This window comes from Pseudomonas sp. 65/3-MNA-CIBAN-0223 (genome assembly GCF_040310425.1).
GTDB lineage: Bacteria > Pseudomonadota > Gammaproteobacteria > Pseudomonadales > Pseudomonadaceae > Aquipseudomonas > Aquipseudomonas gregormendelii.
Genome location: NZ_JBEOPV010000009.1, coordinates 37,303 through 55,884, shown reverse-complemented (window position 1 = coordinate 55,884; position 18,582 = coordinate 37,303). Strand labels below are relative to the sequence as shown.

Annotated in this window: 15 protein-coding genes; 1 reads left to right on the top strand and 14 read right to left on the bottom strand. The window is 61.9% G+C overall.

The features are described 5' to 3' along the window. Positions 1–16: 16 nt before the first annotated feature. The 14 genes from AAEZ09_RS12815 to AAEZ09_RS12750 all read right to left on the bottom strand — a co-directional run bounded on the left by AAEZ09_RS12815 (position 17) and on the right by AAEZ09_RS12750 (position 17,688). Positions 17–1,930, bottom strand: a complete 1,914-nt coding sequence (locus AAEZ09_RS12815; protein ID WP_350599661.1) for a hypothetical protein — start codon at positions 1,928–1,930, stop codon at positions 17–19. Beyond that, positions 1,927–3,231, bottom strand: coding sequence for a lipopolysaccharide biosynthesis protein (locus AAEZ09_RS12810; RefSeq protein ID WP_350599660.1), 1,305 nt, complete (start codon positions 3,229–3,231; stop codon positions 1,927–1,929). Before AAEZ09_RS12810 ends, AAEZ09_RS12815 begins: the two co-directional genes overlap by 4 nt. Then, the gene (locus AAEZ09_RS12805) at positions 3,228–4,229 is read right to left on the bottom strand and encodes a polysaccharide deacetylase family protein (protein WP_350599659.1); all 1,002 of its coding nucleotides are present in this window, start codon (positions 4,227–4,229) and stop codon (positions 3,228–3,230) included. Before AAEZ09_RS12805 ends, AAEZ09_RS12810 begins: the two co-directional genes overlap by 4 nt. A 12-nt stretch (positions 4,230–4,241) precedes the next feature. Beyond that, complete coding sequence (locus AAEZ09_RS12800) at positions 4,242–5,378, bottom strand: glycosyltransferase (RefSeq protein WP_350599658.1); 1,137 nt, start codon at positions 5,376–5,378, stop codon at positions 4,242–4,244. Beyond that, a complete protein-coding gene (locus AAEZ09_RS12795; RefSeq protein ID WP_350599657.1) occupies positions 5,371–6,339 on the bottom strand; it encodes a glycosyltransferase in 969 nt (322 codons plus the stop codon). Before AAEZ09_RS12795 ends, AAEZ09_RS12800 begins: the two co-directional genes overlap by 8 nt. After that, positions 6,336–7,703: an O-antigen ligase family protein gene (locus AAEZ09_RS12790; RefSeq protein ID WP_350599656.1), complete on the bottom strand. Its 1,368-nt coding sequence runs from the start codon at positions 7,701–7,703 to the stop codon at positions 6,336–6,338. Before AAEZ09_RS12790 ends, AAEZ09_RS12795 begins: the two co-directional genes overlap by 4 nt. Continuing rightward, positions 7,700–8,803: a glycosyltransferase family 4 protein gene (locus AAEZ09_RS12785; protein WP_350599655.1), complete on the bottom strand. Its 1,104-nt coding sequence runs from the start codon at positions 8,801–8,803 to the stop codon at positions 7,700–7,702. The genes AAEZ09_RS12790 and AAEZ09_RS12785 overlap by 4 nt, the downstream gene beginning before the upstream one ends. Further along, on the bottom strand, positions 8,800–10,392 hold the full coding sequence (locus AAEZ09_RS12780; RefSeq protein WP_350599654.1) for a GumC family protein: 1,593 nt from the start codon (positions 10,390–10,392) through the stop codon (positions 8,800–8,802). The genes AAEZ09_RS12785 and AAEZ09_RS12780 overlap by 4 nt, the downstream gene beginning before the upstream one ends. A gap of 16 nt (positions 10,393–10,408) precedes the next feature. Then, positions 10,409–11,434 (bottom strand): polysaccharide biosynthesis/export family protein, encoded by a 1,026-nt coding sequence (locus AAEZ09_RS12775; RefSeq protein WP_350599653.1) that lies wholly within the window; start codon positions 11,432–11,434, stop codon positions 10,409–10,411. Positions 11,435–11,456: 22 nt separating this feature from the next. After that, positions 11,457–12,104, bottom strand: coding sequence for a CpsD/CapB family tyrosine-protein kinase (locus AAEZ09_RS12770; RefSeq protein WP_045061560.1), 648 nt, complete (start codon positions 12,102–12,104; stop codon positions 11,457–11,459). Beyond that, a complete protein-coding gene (locus tag AAEZ09_RS12765; protein ID WP_045061559.1) occupies positions 12,105–12,851 on the bottom strand; it encodes a sugar transferase in 747 nt (248 codons plus the stop codon). Beyond that, the gene (locus AAEZ09_RS12760; RefSeq protein WP_350599652.1) at positions 12,848–13,906 is read right to left on the bottom strand and encodes an NAD-dependent epimerase; all 1,059 of its coding nucleotides are present in this window, start codon (positions 13,904–13,906) and stop codon (positions 12,848–12,850) included. Before AAEZ09_RS12760 ends, AAEZ09_RS12765 begins: the two co-directional genes overlap by 4 nt. Next, entirely contained in the window at positions 13,903–15,255 is a 1,353-nt protein-coding gene (locus tag AAEZ09_RS12755) for a UDP-glucose dehydrogenase family protein (RefSeq protein WP_045061557.1), read from the bottom strand. The genes AAEZ09_RS12760 and AAEZ09_RS12755 overlap by 4 nt, the downstream gene beginning before the upstream one ends. Before the next feature lie 492 nt (positions 15,256–15,747). Then, positions 15,748–17,688, bottom strand: coding sequence for an acyltransferase family protein (locus tag AAEZ09_RS12750; protein WP_350599651.1), 1,941 nt, complete (start codon positions 17,686–17,688; stop codon positions 15,748–15,750). A gap of 225 nt (positions 17,689–17,913) precedes the next feature. On the opposite strand from AAEZ09_RS12750, the gene AAEZ09_RS12745 reads away from it, so the two are divergent. Next, a complete protein-coding gene (locus tag AAEZ09_RS12745; protein WP_350599650.1) occupies positions 17,914–18,582 on the top strand; it encodes an ABC transporter ATP-binding protein in 669 nt (222 codons plus the stop codon).

The following is an 18,582-nucleotide window of genomic DNA, read 5'->3' as shown; positions in this document are numbered from 1 at the left end:
GGTCGGTCCGTGGCGTTCATGAGGCGCTCCAGCGCAGGGCGAACAAGGTTTCCCCAGGCAGCTCGAAGCTGATGCGGCCGCCCTGGCATTTGAAAGGTGCTTCGCGGCTGCGATTGTCCGCGCCGAAGTAATGCAATGTGCCGTTGTTCAGCGGGCAGGCCGTGCCCTCCAGGCTGACCAACTGGATGCGCGCGCCTTTGTTGACCCCGAACAGACTGCGTTGATGGTCGCTGGCCATGGCCAGCACATCCACTTCGAAGGCGTCGTTCTCCAGGCGCATCACGTCGTGCAGCCAGTGCTGCTGCATGAAATGCTGGGCATATCCCACCGGTTTGAGCTCGTAGTGCTCTTCGTCGAGCATGCGCAGCATGCCCTTGCGATGGTCGGATTCGTCGGCGGCCTGGAACCAGCCGAGCATGTCGAGCAAGCCATCCTGGGATGAATTGATCGCTACCGAGGCCCACCACAGTGAAGCGTAATGGGTCTCCTGGTCGTACGGGCTGAGGCTGCTCCCGCTGGACATGTTGGTTTGGTCCAGCAGCAGGGCCTTGCGTGGGCGACCTTGGGCATCCCGCCCGACCAGATCGGCGGCGCGCCGCACGCTGTCGCGATAGACCCGGGTCGCCAGCAGGTCGCGTACCATCCATTCGTGCCAGGCCAGGGCATCGATGCTGTCCCCGGATTCGGTGAGCAGGCGCCTGGCCCAGTCGATGCCACGCCGGTCTTCGGCGTTTTCGATGAACGGACCGTTGATGAACCGCGAGCTCGCTGGCATCACAATGCGCACGCCGGCCTTGGCATTGGCCGGGTCGCTGCGTACCTGGCGAGCCATGCTGTTGAAGATCGCCTGATAGCTCGCGTAGTCGCGGTAGTTGAGGTTTGGCTCGTCGGCGAAGCCGATGTAGTGCGTGCCCTTGCCGCCGAGGGCGCGAGTGGCGGCCAGCCAGGCATCGAGTCCGGCGGTGCTGTTGGCATCGAGGCGCAGGTCGGCCACTCGGTACCGGCCGGCCAGTAGCGTCAGGTTCTGCGTGATGCCGAAGCGCTCCTGGAACAGGCGACGGAACTTGTCTTCGTAATGCGGCCGGGTCGCCATGATGTCGACCAGGCTGTAATGGGTCGCGGCTGTGGCCTTGAGCGCATCGAACAAGGCAAAAGTCGATGGCGGCGGCAACGCATAGGGCATGGCGATGCCCAGGTTCGGGGTCTTGCCGATCACGCCCGGGTGCAGGGTCAGGCGGGTCTTGCCGAAGTCCTCGCGCAAGGGTTTGAGTTGCTGTGGGGTCTGGGCAAACAGGTTGGCCGTGCCATCGAGCCAGAACGCCACTTTGCCACTGCCGCGCAAGCGCAGGCGCCAGACCTGGTCAGCGGCGGCCACTGGCAATTCGACCTTGTCGAACTGCCAATACGCCGGGTAGGGTTTGAGGGCCAGCGACAGCTGCTTGCCGTCATCCAGCCGCTGCGCCTGTAAGGCCTCCACACCGCCGTGGAACTTGCCGGCCAGTACCGCGCGCTCGCCGGCCGCGACCTTGAAGTACAACTCCTCGTTGTCCCCGGGTTCGGCGCTGAAATGCACCTTGGCCGGGGCAAACAGCGCGACCGTGCGCTCGTCGTGCTCAACCGTGTACCGGCGGAAGCTGTAGCCTGGAATTTCCAGGCGATAACTGGCCGCGCTCGGTGCCAGCGGCCAGCTTTGGCTGCCACTGGTTTCACTCGCGGCGATCTTGCGTTCGGCCTGCAATTTGCCCTGGCCATCGATCAGGTACAACTGTTCTTCGTTGGCTTGTGCCTGCCAGGCCGGCGTCCAGCGCACGGTCAGGGTGTCAGGACTATCGGGTTGCAGGTACAGGCTGCCGTCGCGAATTTGCGCCCAGCGCATGGGGGCGGCTTCGGCGCTCAGACTCAGACTGATGAACAGTAACAGCCACTTCATGCCGACTTCCGTTGCAGCATTTGCAGCATGGGCGCCACGTCGCTGGGCAGGATGATCAGGGTTTGCCAGATAGGCACCCGGCTCAAGTGGCAGTACAGCAGCAGCAGCGCCACAGTCACCGCCAGGTAGGCAATTGAAGAAGCCGCTGCTGCACCGACGATGCCATAGGCGGGGATCAGTATGAGGTTCAGCGGCAGGCTGAGCAGGGCGCTGAAACCCATCAGCATGGAAATCGCGCCGGGACGGTTCTTGCCCAGCAGGTCCAGGCGCAGGATGCTCATGTAGCACAGGCCCAGCAGGCCCGGCAGCAGCGCTAGGAGGGCCGGGTAGGCCGGTTGATAGGCAACGCCGAACAAGGTAATGATCAGCCATTCACCGATCAGCGCCATGGACAGGCACGCACCAATCATCACCGTGGCGGTGAGGCGCAATGCCAGGGGCGTGAGTTTCTCAATGCCCTTTTCCTGCTGCAGCAGGTTCTTCATCAGCGGAGTGGTCACGGCTTCGGGAACGATCAGCAGCAATTCGGCAGCCGCGCTGGCCATCGCGTAATGGCCCAGGGCCGTGGTACCTAACAGGGCGCCGATGAACAGATAGTCGGAGCGCAGGATCACCTGCTGGAACAACAGGTCGGGATGGCTGCGGGCGCTGTAGCGCAGCAGTTCTTTCTGGCTGGCCCGGTCCCACTGCAAGATCACCGGCTGGGCTCGCTTGAGCCAGATCCAGCCGGTCAGCACCACCATGCTGAGCCCGGCCAGCCAACTGATCAACGCGGCTTCCAGCGCCGCGTTTTTCCACATCCAGAACAGGGCGAGAAACAGCAGCAGCGGCGCCACCGATTCGATCAGGCGCAAGACGTTGAACGCCATCACGTTGCCCGAGGCGTTGTGCAGCGTCAACAGGCCACTCTTGAGTACCGTCAGCGGCACCGCCAACAACAATAACCAGGCGAGCAAACCCAGTTGCAGGGTGATGTCCAGTTCGCTGCCGAACTCCCGCGTCAGCGCCACCACCACCAACGTCAGCAACCCGGCGAGCAAGCAGCCGTACACCAATACCTGACTCAGCAACACACCCATGGGCCGATGCTGCGCTGCCTGGAAGCCGACGGCCGAATTTAGCCCGCCACTGGTGGCGGCGCTGATCAGTTCGGGCAGGGTACTGAGCAGGGCAAACAGACCACGCTCGCTTGGCCCCAGAATCCGCGCCAGCAAAACGTTGCGTAGCAGGCGCACGGCGATCATCGCCAGCTTGGTGCCCATGCTCAAAGCCAGGTTTTTCAGGTACGTGTTGCGACTCATGCGCGGGCTCCGCGGCAGATGCGCCAGGACAACAACTGCGGATTGCGCGCCACCCTTTGGCTGACGCCGAACCTGGGCAGTGCCAGCGGATCCGGGTGGCCACGGTAAATCCCGGCAGCGGTGCCCAGGGCAAATGGGAAATCATGGTCGGCGACCTGTTGCCGCACCCGTGCATCGTTGTCGCCATTGGGGTAGCAGTACACTGGCAACGGTCGCTGGCAGCCGTTGTGCAGCGCATCGCGGCTACGGCGGATTTCCTCCGCCAGGGTGCGATCGTCGAGCCCGGTGAGGATCGCATGGCTGGCCCCGTGCGGACCGAAGCGCACCAGCCCGGAATTTTCCAGCTCGCGCACCTGCTGCCAGTCCAGTGCCTGGGGCATGGATTCGGCCGGACACTCGTCGGTGAGTCGGCTGAGCGCCTGGGGCGGCAGGGTTTTCAGGCTTTGCAGAAAGCGCAGCAGCGCCAGGCTGCGGCGTTGCTCGTTGGCATCGTGCAACTGCGCCGGCAGTGGCCGGCCGGCCTGTTGCAGGGATTCGATCAGGTGTATCCGCGCCTCCTCGCCATGACTGCCCCAGAGCGTTTCACCAAGGCTTTCCCACCAGAACCGCTGGCGGCTGCCGATGAAATCGCTGGAGAGAAAAATACTCGCCGGCACTTGGTGCTTGAGCAATACCGGGAAGGCGTGCAGGGCGTTGTCGCGCCAGCCGTCGTCGAACGTCAGGCTCACTCTTGGCCGCTTCGCCGGGCTTTGGGTGGGTTGCAGGATGTCCATCAGCGGCACGCAGTCGAAGTGCCTGCTCAGCCAGCCCAGAAAGTGGTCAAAGGCCTGGGTGCCGATGCACAGTTCGTTGCGATGGGGCAGGTCGGCGGCGTCGTCATCGGGCAGCACCCGATGCAGCATCAGGATCACCCCGGCGCCGTGCAGTTGATTGCGCCCCACTGACGAGTTCAGGTAGAGCCATCCGCTGGTCTGTTTGAACAATTGCATAATCCCCATGGTTCCATCCTCTCAGCGATTTTGTTCGGGGTTCCATCGTGCATAGCGTTGACCGCGCAGGAACTGCCACAGCCCGATACTCATCCCGGCAAGGGTGACCAGCAGGAAGGCGGCGAGGCGGAAGGGTTTGGGCAGGCGGTGTTGCGAGTCCAGCAGACCGGCGATAGCGATCGCGTAACCGAGCAGTTGCGCGACCAGGAACACCTGGTAGAAAGCATGCTCCTGCCACAGCCAGAAATTGCTCAGCAACAACGGCAGCAACAGGATGGGCGCCAGGCGGCGGATCAGCTTGTGGCTGATCAGCGCGATGGCGTACAGCCCGTGCTTGAACGGGTTGAGCAGTTCGCGGCGCTGGGCCAGGCTTTGCAGACCGCCGACGGTCACGCGCTGGCGCCGGCGGAATTGTTTGTCTGCCTCGTCGACGCCCTGGTCGATCACTTGGGCCTGGGGCACGTAAACGATGCGTTTGAACGCCACAGGCGCACAGGTGCTGATAAAAAAATCATCGTTGACCTCTGCCGGCACGGTCTGGAACAACTCGCGTCGCAACGCCAGTAGCGCGCCATCGGCGGAGACCATGCAGCCGGTGCGATTCTCCACCCGGCGCAACCAGCCTTCGTAATGTCGATACAGGCTGTCGCCGATGCTCAGGCCTTTGCCGGTCACCGGGATCACCATGTGCCCGGCGCAGGCGCCGACCGCAGGGTCTGTCAGCGGCGCGAGCAGGTGGCCGAGGGTGTCGGTGGCCCATTGATTGTCGGCGTCGGTAAACACCAGGATGTCACCGCTGCTCAGTGCGACCCCGGCGTTGAGGGTCGCGGCCTTACCCCCGCGAGGCAGGTCGAGCACCGTGATGCGCGGGTCGACAACCTTGTGCGCACAGGCCACGGTGTCGTCGGTAGAGCCGTCGCTGGCGAGGATGATTTGCAGCGAGCGTGGCTGGTAATCCTGGGCCAGCAGCGTGCGCAGTTTTTCCTCGATGTGCCGCGCCTCGTTATGGGCGGCAATCACGATGCTCACGTCCATCGGTGGCGCCGGCGCCGGACGGCGCGCCGGGTACAGCGGTGCGAGCAACGTCAGCAGCACGGGATAACCCAGATAGGCGTACACCGGCAGCAGCAGGCACATCCAGAAAATGAATTCAGCCACGGGCGGGCCTCCTGGCATTCCATTGGCAAAGGCTGAGAATGAACGCGGCGCCGGCCAGGTGCAGACGCACCCAGTGCAAGCCCCAGAGTTGCACCGTCAGGCCGACGCTGCGGTGCCTGGCACTCTGGCGCAAGCTCAGCATCAGCGCCGGCAACAGTGTCAGCACAAACATCAGCAGCGCGTGATGCGGGTAGCCGTTGAGCAGTGCTGAAATGGCGAGGAAATCCACCACCCAGGCCATGATCGACAACAACGGAAAGCGTAGCAGTCGCAAGCTCATGCCGTGGGTGCGCAGCAATTGCAGATGACTGGCCTGACGCCACATTTCCTTGCCCATCCATTCCCGCCAGCTGCCTTCGTAACCCCAGTGCAGGGCCACGCTTTGGTTGGCGGTGAGCAGGCGCGCGCCGTGTTTGCCCAGGCGCAGGGTGAACTCCTTGTCTTCCCCGGTGCGCAGGTTTTCGTCGAAACCGCCGACCTTGTCGAACCAGCTGCGCTGCATCAGCAGGTTGGCACTGGGCAGCCAGTCCACCGTCTGTACGGTATGGGCGCTGGGGCGCAGCGTACGGCGCTGCCAGGCGGTCGCGTACCAGGGCGCTTCGGCGGGGGTGTGCAGGTCCAGGCCAAATACATCGGCCTGGCCGCCGGCGTCGAGTTCGATCAGCCGGGTCAGCCAGTCCTCGGGCATCTCGATGTCGGCGTCGATAAAGGCCAGCCAGTGACCGCTGGCGACGGCGGCACCGCGATTGCGCAAGGCGCCGATCGCCAGGCCAGGCATCACCAGCACCTGGGCGCCGAACTGCCGGGCAATCTGCGGGCCCCGATCAGTGGAGCCATTGTCGACCACGATCAGCTCGCATTGCAGGTCGGCGGCATGCGCGGCCTTCTGCGCGGCGAGCAGCGTGCGCCCAATATGCCGCGCCTCGTTGAACATCGGGATGACGATGCTGATGCTGTTCATGTCCGAGCCTCGAACGGAGCGCTTTCTTCAGCTTTGATACGCAGCACGCTGGTCAGCGCGAGCATGATCCACAGGTACTTGTGGTTCGGCGCACTGAGGAACATCAGGAACAGTGTCAACGAGAGAAAACTCATGCTCAGGTGCGTCAGCATGTCGACTTGCTCGCTATTGCCGCGCTGCCTCCAGGCGCGACGCGCCCGCGTCAGGTTGTACATGGCCACGCCGAGCATGCCGACAAACATCAGCCCGGCAGGAATCCCCAGCTCACTGAAAATCTCCAGGTAGGTATTGTGCGCGTGTCGGTACAGTTCTTCGGGGTTGCTGTTGAAGGCGAAGGCCTTTGAATAGCCGGTGGCTGCGTAGTGCAGCGGGAAGGTACCGGGACCGGTGCCGATCAACGGGTTCTCGGCAATCATCCCGCTGCCGACCACGATGTAGGACGCGCGGCGGCCCAGGGATGCGTCCTGGCTCCTGGCGCCGGAGCTCAGAATGCTCAAGGACTCGATGCGTTTGATGTAGCTGGCCGGCATCGCGTACAGCGCAAGCGGAATCAAGATTGCCAGACCCAGCATGGCAAACCCCAGGTGCCGTGGACGGATGCGGGGCAGCAATGCCCGGTAGTGCCAGGCGCCGATCAACAGGCTGATAAACAGCACCACCAGGCCCGAACGAGATTCGGTCTTGGTAATGCCGACCAACAGCAGGAGGGTGCACCCACCCCAGAACAGCCGGTGCAGCATGTTCGAGCTACGCATGACCAGAAACAGCGCCAGGGGCACGGCAAAGGCGATCATCAGGGCGAAATTGTTCGGGTCTTTCAACAAGCCGGCAGCACGCCCGGCGTCCTGGTATTTAACGGAGAATAGCGTCATGGCGCAGGTCACCGCGACGCTGAGGGTGACCAGTTTGGCAAAGGTGTTCAGATTCAGTTCGCGACCAATCAGCAAGGTGATGATAAACAGCACCAGGCCGACACTCAGGTCACGCAGATGCCCAAGCGATACGCTCATGTTGTCGCTGTTCAGCAGGCTGAGCAGGTACAACGCCATGAAGCTGAGCAGAAAGCGCCAGATATTGCTGCGCAAGCGTTCGGCCGGCAGCTGGTGCATCGCCAGTTGCAACATCAGGATCAGCACCAGCGAGGCACCCAGGATTTTCGAACCGGGAAAGGCGCTGTCCTTGAACAGGCCCTCGAACGGCAGGATGGCGGCGATGCCCAGCAGGCCCCAGGTCGGCTTGCGGTACAGGACCGCGACGCCGACCAGGCCCAGGACCACCCCCGGCGCCAGGAAAGGAAAAGGGCTGGCCAGCAAACCAAGGCAGACCAGGGCGAGCAAACTGACGATCGAGAGCGGAACAATCACGCGCGTGCCTCCCGTGCAGTACGGATATAAAGCTGCGACCAGCGTTCGGCCAGGGCCTTGAGGTCATAGCGATCCTGTTGCGTACGTCTTGCGTTATCGATCAGTTCGCCGGTCAGTGCCGGCTCGGCCAGCAACGTACCGATCTGGCGGGCGAGGGCGCTGCTGTCGGCCGGCGTTGCCAGCAAACCGTTGTGTCGGTCCTGCAGCACGTCGGGAATCCCGCCGACCGCGAACGCCACCACCGGCACCCCGGCCTGCATCGCCTCCAGCAGAATCATCGGCGTGCCCTCGGTGCGCGAGCTGATCACCAGCGCATCAAGTTGTCGCCACCACTGGCCCATGTCGGTCTGGTAACCGGGCAAGCGGATGCGCTCCTGCAAACCCGCTGCGTCGATACGTGCCAGCAGTTCCTCGCGTTCCGGGCCGTCGCCGAGCATCACGGCGTCCAGGTGCGGGTACTGCTGACAGAGCGGTATCAGTGCATCGAGAAACAGGTCCGGGCCTTTTTCACTGCTCAGGCGTCCAACGTAACCGGCGAGAAAGCGCTGCCGGTCGGTACTGGGGAGCAACTGGCCGGTGGCGGCTGGCAAACCGTTGGGAATCACCTGCAGCTTCAGCCCCCTGACCCTGGCTTGACGGTGCAGTGCGGCGATGCTTTCGGCGACGCAGACCACGCGATCCACCGAAGCCGTGCGGCACAATTGCAGGCTGAGCCAGGTGTAGAACTTCTGCTTGCGACTGCGCGGGGTGAAGCCGTGCTGAGTAATCACCAGCGGCAGGCGCAACAGCGTCGCGCCCACCCAGCCGAACAACAGGCCCTTGAAGTTATGGGTGTTGATCAGCGGCCGCTCGGTGCGGCGCTGGCGCAGGTGCCTGAGCAAGGCCCTGAGCCCCGCGCAACTGCGGCAGTCGACGCCGGCTTCGCGAAACCGCGCGATCAGCTCCGGCGGCGCATCCAGAAACAGCACCTGGTGCTGCCCGGGTGTTGCCAGGCAGTGATCGAGCAACATCCGCTCAGCCCCATAGAAGCCACCGCTGCTGAGCAAATGAATGATCGGCAGGGTGCTTGCAGGTGCAGTCTGGCTGAGCGGCGCGTTCAATTGCGCACCCAATGCGCGAAGCGCGGCACGGTCCAGTTCTTGTGCGGGTTGATCGGCTCGACGTTCTGATCGTTGATCACCAGCAGCACTGGCAAGCCCAGTTCGTGGGTGATTTGCGCTGGATGCTTGAAGCGGTGATCGAAGAACTCACGTACGTAGACGAAGGCGATCGCCAGCAGCAAACCGGTGAGCAGTCCCAATGGGATGATCAGCATCGGTTTGGGAAATGCGGCTTCCGTCGGCTCGAACGGAGGGCTGAGAATCCGTGCGTTGGACAGGTCGTTGTCCAGCGAACGGGCGGTGCTGCTTTCGGCAAAGCGCTGGGCGTAGGTGGAGAACGCGGCGTGCAATGCCTCGATCTCTGTGTCCATCTGGCGCAACTTGCTCTGGGTTTCCTGCAACTGGTGGATGCGGTTCTTGAACTGGGCAATGCGCGCGGTTTTCTGGTCGATCACCGAGCCGATCACGGCCAGGTCGGCGGTGCGTTCCTGAATGCGGTTGTTCACCACTTTGAGGAACTGCCCGCGAGTCCGGGTGATCTGTTCGCGCTGCAGCAACATGGGCTCGCTGCCAGGCTGGAACACCGACAGGTCATTCATGTAACGGCTGACCTGGCTGATCAGCAGTTCGCCGAGCTGCTTGACCTCGCGATCCTCGAACGCCACGTTGTCGGTGGTGGTAGTAAAGGTGTAGGGGAAGGAGTAGTCGTTGAGTTTGGCGTCCTTGGCCGCAGCCAGGCTGGTTTTCAGGTAGTCGAGCCAGCGTTTGCTTTGCAGCAGGCGATCCTGGTAGAGGTTGAGTGCCTGCTCCTCGGTGTTGATGGCGTTCAGGCGGAAAGTGATTTCCTCCCGAGGATCAGCCGAGCCGACGCCCTCAAGCAGTGTCAGCCGGTTACCTTCCAGGCCATCGAGACGCACCTGGTACTGCATTTTCTTGGTTTCGTAAAAGCTCTGCGGCAGGTCGATGGATTGCAGAGCCTGACGGCTGACCAGGTAGTTCTGCAGCAGGGCGGCAACGAACTTGGTGCCCTGGGCCGGGTCGGGTGAGCTGTAGACGATCGAGATCACGTTGGAACCGGGCAGGGTTTCGACCTTCAGGTCGCTCATGGCTTGCTGCGTCAGTGCATCCAGTTCGGTGTCCCGTACCGGGTCGGTTTCCAGGCCCAATGCATTGCGCACAGGATTGATCAGGTGTTCGCGAATGGGCGTGGTGACGTAGTCCTTGAATGGCTGCGCTACCAGTTTGTTGAACGTGCTCACCGGCGGCGTGTACTCGCTGTTCTCGCGCATTTGGCTGAGCGTTTCGCGAATCAGCCCCGGCGAACGCAGGATATTGCTCTCGGTTTCCATGTCTGCCAGCGATGGCGGAATGAACGAGGCGTTCTCCTGGTTGAGGGAGGTGGTGGCATCTCCCTGGGAGAGTTTTTTGGACTGCACGATCACCTGGGCGGTGATATCGAAGCTCTGCTTGAGCATCAGCGGCAAGATCAGTGCGATCACTGCAAAGATCAGGAAGACTCGTTTCACCAACTGCTTGTTGGCGAAAAAGATCCTGAAAAACTCGTGCAGGTAGTTTTCTTTTGGATTCATGACGGTCACCTGAGAGTTAGTTGTCGCTGCCTTTGTTGTCGATGCGGTAGCTGAAGCTCATGCCCACGCCCTGGAACAGCACCACGTCCGCCAGTTGCCGGGCGAGTTCGCCGGCGCTGGCCAGTTTGGTCTTGGGCACGTACAGCATGTCGTCAGGCTGCAGGTAGGCGATCTGCGTGGCATCGCCGGACAGCGCCTTCTCCACGTCATAACGATGGGCAGTGACCTGGTTGCCGTTGCGCCGCATGATCATTACCGAGTCCAGGCGCGCCTTGACGTTGGAGCCGCGGGCCATGGTCAGGGCTTCGAGCACCGACACCGGACGGCGAATCGGGTAGGAGCCCGGCTGGCCGACTTCGCCCAGTACGTAGATCTCGTTGCCGGCGGTGGACTTGAGCAGCACGTCCACGGTCATGCGTCCCGGCAGGGTGGCGTAGCGTTTATTGAGGAAGGTTTCCAGCTGGTTGACCGTCATGCCCTGCAGCGGTACGGCGCCGATTTCCGGAAAGCTGGCGTAGCCGTCGGTGCCGACGATGATCTCGCGGCTCATGCCGGTATTGGGGTGGTTGAGTGTCGACTTGAGGTTCTGCTCGTTGGTCAGCGGGCTGACCACATTGAGCGACAGCGTATTGCGATTGGGCTGGAACAGCTGCTTGCGCTCATACGCACGCTGGATTTCCACACGGGCCTGTTCGCGGGTCAGGCCTTCGACTTTCACCGAAGTATTGGCCCCCGGGAGCTCGATGGTGCCGTCGGGCAGTACCAGCTGGTTACCGTTGAGCTGGCTGGCCGCGGTGAAATTCAGCGCAACCATGTCGCCCGATTGCACCCGGTAGGCGTCAGAGCCACTGGTGCTGACGTGGAAGATCACGTCCAGGACATCCTGGGGCCGCAGGGTCTGCTCGACCTGGGGCACGTCAGTGGCCTGGGCATTGGTCGGTGCAGCCGTAAGAATCTGCACCGGCATCGACTGGGTTTCTTGGGAGGTGCTGGAGCAACCTGCAAGCGGCAGCAACAGCAGGACAAGCATTCTGGCGTTCATGTCGTCATCCTTTGGCGTTCGCTCACAGGTTTTTGTAGAGCCATTTAGGCATGTAGTACTTGCGTCGATTGAACACGCTGCCCACCAGTTTTGCCCCGGCCTGGGTCAGGCGCTGGACAGCGGCCTGGGCCACTTCCCAACGGGTGTCTTCGGCGCGCACGACCATGATCACGCCGTCCACCTGGGTGCTGATGACCAGGGTGTCGGCGGCTGAGTACACCGCGTCGCCGTCGATCACGACAAAGCGGTAGCGGCTGCCCAACTGGTCCAGCAACGGGCTCAGGGTTTCAGGGGTCAGGTGTTCGTCGCCCCGGGCATAACGTCCGTTGGGCAGCACGTGGAAGGGCAGGCTGGAGACGTCCACCACACAGTCCTGCAGCAAGGGCGGGCTCTGGGTGTTGAACAACAGGTCGCGAAAGCCGCGCTCTTTGGTCAGCCCAAGCTGTTGGGTGAGGTTGCTGGTGGACTGGCTGGCGTCGACCAGCAACACCTGGCCGCTGCTCATTTGGGCCAGTTGACTGGCCAGCACCAGGGCGCTGGTGGTCGTGCCCGCGCCGGGGTTGGCGGCGGTCAGGAAGAGGATCCGCAGATCTTGATCGAGCACAGTCGAAGTCAGGTTGGACTCGCTCGGGTTCGCGATTGTCAGGCTTTTTGCAGTTGAACCGTCCATTTAACTCGCTCCGTGGCCGCTGAATACTTTGAAGGGGGTTTTCAACAGGATCTTCAGATCAAGCAGCAGGCTCTGCTCGGCGATATAGCTGAGGTCCAACTCAACGCGCTGGTCGAAGTCGATATTGCTGCGCCCGGAGATCTGCCACAGGCCGGTCATGCCGGGGTAAATGCTCAGGCGCGCAAGATGATTGTCTTTGTAGCGGTAGGCATTGAACGAGGTGGGCCGAGGGCCCACCAGGCGCATGTCGCCGGCCACCACGTTGAACAGGTTGGGCAATTCGTCGAGGCTGCTGCGCCGCAGGAAGCCACCGATGCTGGTGATGCGGGGGTCCTTGTCGATCTTGAAATCGATCGCATCGGCACCGTGTTTGTTGAGGTGACGCAGGGATTCCTTGAGCTCCTCGGCGTTGGCAACCATGGTGCGGAACTTGTACATGCCGAACGTGCGACCGCGGTAGCCGGTGCGTTTTTGCACGAACATCACCGGCCCCGGGCTGCTGAACTTGATCACCAGCGCCAGGCCCAGCAGCAACGGCGAGATCAGCACCAGGATGATCAACGCCCCCAGGCAAGCCAGTACCCGGTTGGTGCGCGATAACGTCCAGGGGCGACCACCATCGCGACCAGTGATCCAGCCACGGCCCTGCATGTGGATGGCGGCATCCATGCGGATGCGGTGTTCGGGGTCCAGCCGCTTGTCTCGCCTCAATTGTTTGAGAGGTACACCTTTCTCATGTCCAGTCATGGAATCCTCCGCTGAAGTTCAGCCGCGAACGGCGCGTGGGCGATAGGCAGTGGGTAGTAGTCGCGAAACCAGGCAACGAAGCGCCCAAGTCCCTCATCCAGCGCGATCCGTGGCTGGAAACCGGTGGCCTGGGCCAGGTCGCTGGCATCGGCACAGGTATTGAGCACATCGCCGGGTTGCAGGGGCAGCAACTCGACCACGGCTGTTTGTCCGAGGTGTTTTTCCAGCAGCGCCAGGTAAGCCTTGAGCTCGACCGGGTGTTGCCCGCCGATATTGAAAATGCGCCACGGCGCCATGCTGCTGGCCGGGTCCGGGGTTTCCCGGTCCCATTCAGGGTTGGCCTGCGGTGGCCGCTCAATCAGGCGGGTGATGCTTTCGATGATGTCGTCGATGTAGGTGAAATCACGCAGGTGCTCGCCGTAGTTGAACAGCTTCAACGGCTGGCCTTCGGCAATCGCCCGGGCGAACTGGATCGGCGACATGTCCGGGCGGCCCCAGGGACCGTACACGGTAAAAAAGCGCAGCCCGGTGCAGGGGATGCCGAACAGATGGCTGTAGCTGTGGGCCATCAGTTCGTTGGCTTTCTTGGTCGCGGCGTACAGCGACAGCGGGTGATTGACGCCGTCCCTGACCGAGTAGGGCGTGTGCTGGTTGGCGCCATACACTGAACTGGAAGAGGCGTAGATCAGGTGCTGGACCGGATGGCGCCGGCAGCTTTCGAGTATGTTCAGGAAGCCACTGAGGTTGCTGTCCAGGTAGGCCCTTGGATTTTCCAGTGAGTAACGCACGCCGGCCTGGGCGGCCAGGTGAATCACTACCTGGGGTTTTTCACGGGCAAACAGTGCCTCGATGGCCGCGGCATCGGCCAGGTCGACTCTTTCGAGCTGGAAACGGCCGACCTGCTCCTGCACCCAGGACACCCGATCGTGTTTGAGTTGCGGCTCGTAGTAGTCGTTGAAATTATCCAGCCCGCACACTTGATGCCCGTCGCGCAGTAGCCGCAACACACAATGGGCACCAATGAAGCCGGCGGCTCCGGTCACGAGAATCTTCATGGACGCAGCGCCTCGGGCACGATGTGACGCAAGCCGATGCCGCTGTAGTGCAGGCCGGCGGCCGCCACGTGCTCGGGGTTATAGAGGTTGCGCCCGTCGACGATCACCCGCGAACGCAACTTGCTGGCTAGCAGCTCGAAGTCGACCACGCGAAAATTCTTCCACTCGGTGCAGATCACCAGGGCGTCGGCGTCTTCCAGGGTGTCATCGCGAGTGGCGCACAGGTGCAAGTCGTTGCGATAGCCGTAGAGGCGACGGCATTCGGACATGGCTTCCGGGTCGTACGCCTGCACGCTGGCGCCCTCGGCCCACAAGGCTTCCATCAGGTAGCGGCTGGGGGCTTCGCGCATGTCGTCGGTATTGGGTTTGAACGCCAGGCCCCAGATCGCAATGGACTTGCCGGCCAGGCCTTCGGGGAATCGCGCTTTGAGTTTGCCGAAGAGGATGTGACGCTGGCTGTCGTTGACGTCGGTCACGCTGCGCAGCAGGCGCAATGGCATGCCGTTGTGTTCGGCGGTGTGCAGCAGGGCGCGCAGGTCCTTGGGAAAGCATGAGCCACCGAAGCCGCAGCCCGGGTAGATAAAGTGATAACCGATGCGCGGGTCCGAGCCAATGCCCTTGCGCACCGCTTCGATGTCGGCGCCCAGCAGTTCGGTGAGATTGGCCAGTTCGTTCATGAAGCTGATGCGAGTGGCGAGCATCGCATTGGCCGCGTATTTGGTCAGCTCGGCACTGCGATTGTCCATGAACATGATTTTTTCATGGTTACGACAGAAGGGGGCGTAGAGCTCGCTCAGCTGCTCGCGGGCCTGCTCGTCGTCGGTGCCGACGATAATTCGGTCCGGGCGCATGCAGTCGGCCAGCGCGCTGCCCTCCTTGAGAAACTCCGGGTTGGACACCACCCGTACCTTAAACATTGTCCTTTCCCGGCGTCGCAATTCTTCGCTGGCGGCGGCGACCACCTGATCCGCCGTGCCGACCGGTACGGTGGACTTGATGATCAACGTGCGATCGGCCTCCATGAAACTGGCGATCTGACGGGCCACGTTGAGCACATGGCTGAGGTCGGCGGAACCGTCCTCATCGGCGGGCGTGCCCACGGCGATGAAGATGAGCTCGGCGTGTTCCACTGCATCGCTGGCCTGGGTGGTGAACAGCAAACGACCGGCCTTGATGTTCTCTTCCAGCGTGCCGGAGAGTCCTGGTTCACTGATCGGCGGTACCGCTTGTTGCAGCTGCTTGATCTTGTTCGGATCAATGTCGACGCACAGGACGCGATGTCCGACATCGGCCAGTGCCGCTGCTTGTATCAGGCCAACGTAGCCCGTACCAAATACGCTCACGTCCATTTTGGCGTGCCTCGTAAGACGGTGGAGAGGATCAGAATTAGACTGTCAAAATGGGTATAGCCCAGCCGTGGAAATCCGTGTCAGCAAAATGACGTGTTGCATCGGCAAGACAAACCCCAAGGCTGGGGGCGATATGCCATCAAGTGCTTGTCGCAGCTGCGTTTGCCCCGGTTTTGAGGGGTTTGAGGGGTGTTCAAAGAAAACGATAGACGGTCGCTGGGCGATTCTGGGGAGGATTTGGACGCTTCAGGTGTGTCAGATTTGAGTCAACTTTTTTTTGACGCTTTGTAAAAAAGTCCGACATTTCTTGCGCAAAAATGGCTATGTGCCAGCGCCAAGAAATAGCCGACAAACTATTGGCAATCTGCGTTGCCGGGCGGCAACTCTTCGGGGAGAAAGCTTGCGGTTATTCGAGGTGATTCGCGCGAACAATCACCGCGCGGATACTGCATCTACCCTCATGCCAAGGCGCGTTAGGTAGCGAGCAGCGCTTCAGTTCATCACTGCGGACGACCCCTTGAGCATCTCCGTGCGTGCAGTGCGCACCGGATCATGCAGCAGCGAATATCCGCGCTCCAGCAGCGTGCGGCCGATTAATCGCGAACCGCCCTCATTCAGGTGCGAATCGTCCAGATACAACAACTGCCCTTGAATGATCGGGCTGCAAACCCCCGCCGGGCATATCACCTGATTGGGGTCGATAAAGCGCACTTGGGGAAATTTCGCCCGCACGTCCGCCCAATACGGTGCGAGCGCGCTCTGGACTACCGAACAATCGCGCTCGGAGCCAAACATCAAGCGCCTGATCGGGCAACTGGCGGCCTTTTCGATGTGCTGGTTGCTCAGGATCACGATGACCTGGCCGCTGCTCTCCACCACCCGCCGAATGCTCGCCTCAACGATATCCCTGGCATCGGCTTCCTTTGGCCAGATCGCCGCCAACACCACATAAGGGTATTTGTTCTGCTCGATCAGGCTGAACACTCGCTCGTTGCGTTTCGCGCAGTGGGCGGCGTACACCGGGGACATATCGGCGTCGTAGCCGGGGATCGGCGGGCACGAGTCCATGGTGTAATCCATGATCGATAGATTGTCGGGTCTGGCCAGCAGATCGACCATTCCCGTGAAGTGATTGGCAAACGAGTCGCCGATCATGATGCCGTCCAACCTCTCTTTTTTCGCGCCCAGGCGGCATGAATCATCAGGCCCTGTGCTGTACAGCGCATTGGTGACATGACAGCCGCGACGAATTTCGTTGGGCCTGTTCTGGGTCATCGCTTCCAGCGCTGAAACCTGGGGACCAAAACGTTGCGGGAAACCGTTGAAAACGACGCTCAGCACTGCAATGGCAGCCAGTCCCAGGGCCGGGAGCGCAAATCGGCGAACGAACACCCGGGAAAAATGCCAGCTCGCGCCGGCGCGCCGGAAGGGCACCTCGACATAACGCCAGGACAACCACGACAGCCCGATCGACACCGCGATCAGCAGCGCACCGACGGGTATGTCGACCGGGATTTCCAGATAATTGAGGTAGGCAATCAGTGGCCAGTGCCACAGATACAGCGAATAGGAAATCAGCCCGATAAACACCATTGGCCGGCAGGTCAGCAATCGCGAGTGCCTGTCGCCGCTGCCCGCGAGAATCAACAGCGCTGCACCCAGGCAAGGGATCAGGGCGTTAAGTCCGGGAAAGGTCGATTTCGCGTTCAAGGCAAATAGCGCGAAACCGATCAGCAGGTAGCCCGCCAGCGCCAGGGCATGGGCGGTCAGCTTGCCCATGATACGGGGCTGCTGCAGGTAGATCCCCAACACCCCGCCCAGCATCAGCTCGAAAAAACGCGTCGGCAGCAGGTAGTAGGCAGCCGTGGCGAAGACGCCCGTCGCGTACTCGGAAACGGCCACTGCGAGCACCACGCCGATCCCCAGGATCGGCAGGACATAACGCGGTGCCAGGCGATAAACCAGCACGATGAACAGCGGCCAGATGACGTAGAACTGCTCTTCGATGCCCAGCGACCAGGTATGCAGAAGAGGTGCCTCGCCGGCATCGGCGGCGAAGTAGTTGCCGTACTTGATCCAGATATAGATGTTGGAAACGCCCAGCAGGGAGAGCAGGGCGCTGACGTTGAGCCGGATCAGGTCGGCCGGGGACAGGATAAAAGCGCCAACGATCACCGTCGCCAGCAACACCGTCGCCAGCGCCGGGACGATACGATTGATGCGTCGCTGATAGAAGCCCTTCAGCGAGAACGCGTTGCGCCTGACCTCGGAATACACCTGGGAGGTGATCAGGAAACCGGAGATCACGAAGAAAATATCCACGCCCACAAAACCGCCTGGCAGCAGGCTGGTATTGAGGTGGTGCAGCAATACCGCGATCACCGCTACAGCTCGCAGACCATCGATGTCCGAGCGGTATTTGCCTTCAGCCATGCGCCTGACCATCCCTAAAGCTTTCGCCAGCCAGCCAAGTCCGACCCATGACAACCACAGTCAAGATTTTGGACAGTTAAACCCACATGTCATTTGTAGCTGGGAATTGGCCGGACGCAAATCGCCGTCAGTCGCCGCAGGCGCCCGGCACCCGGGCAATCGTGATCGGACAAAAGTCCTGCCAGGCCGCTATCCTTGGCCGACGCTCACCGAACGGGTCGACCCATGCTTGAAGTCCACGCAGTGTTCAAAAGCTACGCAACGCCGCAAGGGCCCTTGCCGGTGCTGCAAGGCGTCGACCTGATGTTGAAACCGGGCAGCAGCCTGGCCTTGATGGGCGAATCCGGCAGCGGCAAGAGTACTTTGCTGCACCTGATCGCCGGGCTGGACAAGGTGGATCACGGCACCATCACCAGCGGCGAGTATCGGCTGGAGCAGATGAACGAACGACAGCTGGCTAACTGGCGCCGCAGTGAAATCGGCCTGGTGTTCCAGCAGTTCAACCTGATCGGCAGCCTGCGCGTGGAGGATAACCTGGCATTTCAGGCGCGCCTGGCCGGGCGCCATGATCCGCAGTGGCAAGCGCACCTGGTGCAGCGCCTGGGGTTGGCGGATCTGCTGCGCCGCTACCCTGAACAACTCTCCGGAGGACAACAGCAGCGAGTTGCCCTGGGACGCGCGCTGGCGTCCAGACCCAAATTGCTGCTCGCCGATGAACCCACCGGCAGTCTCGATGAGGGCACCAGCGATGAGGTATTGAAGCTGCTGCTGGAACTGCTCGACGACAGCCCCACGACCTTGCTGATGGTCACCCACAGCCCTCGGGTCGCGGCGCGCCTCACCGACAAAGTGGTGCTGCACCGTGGTCGCCTGGCTGGCGCGGACGGGCGCTGA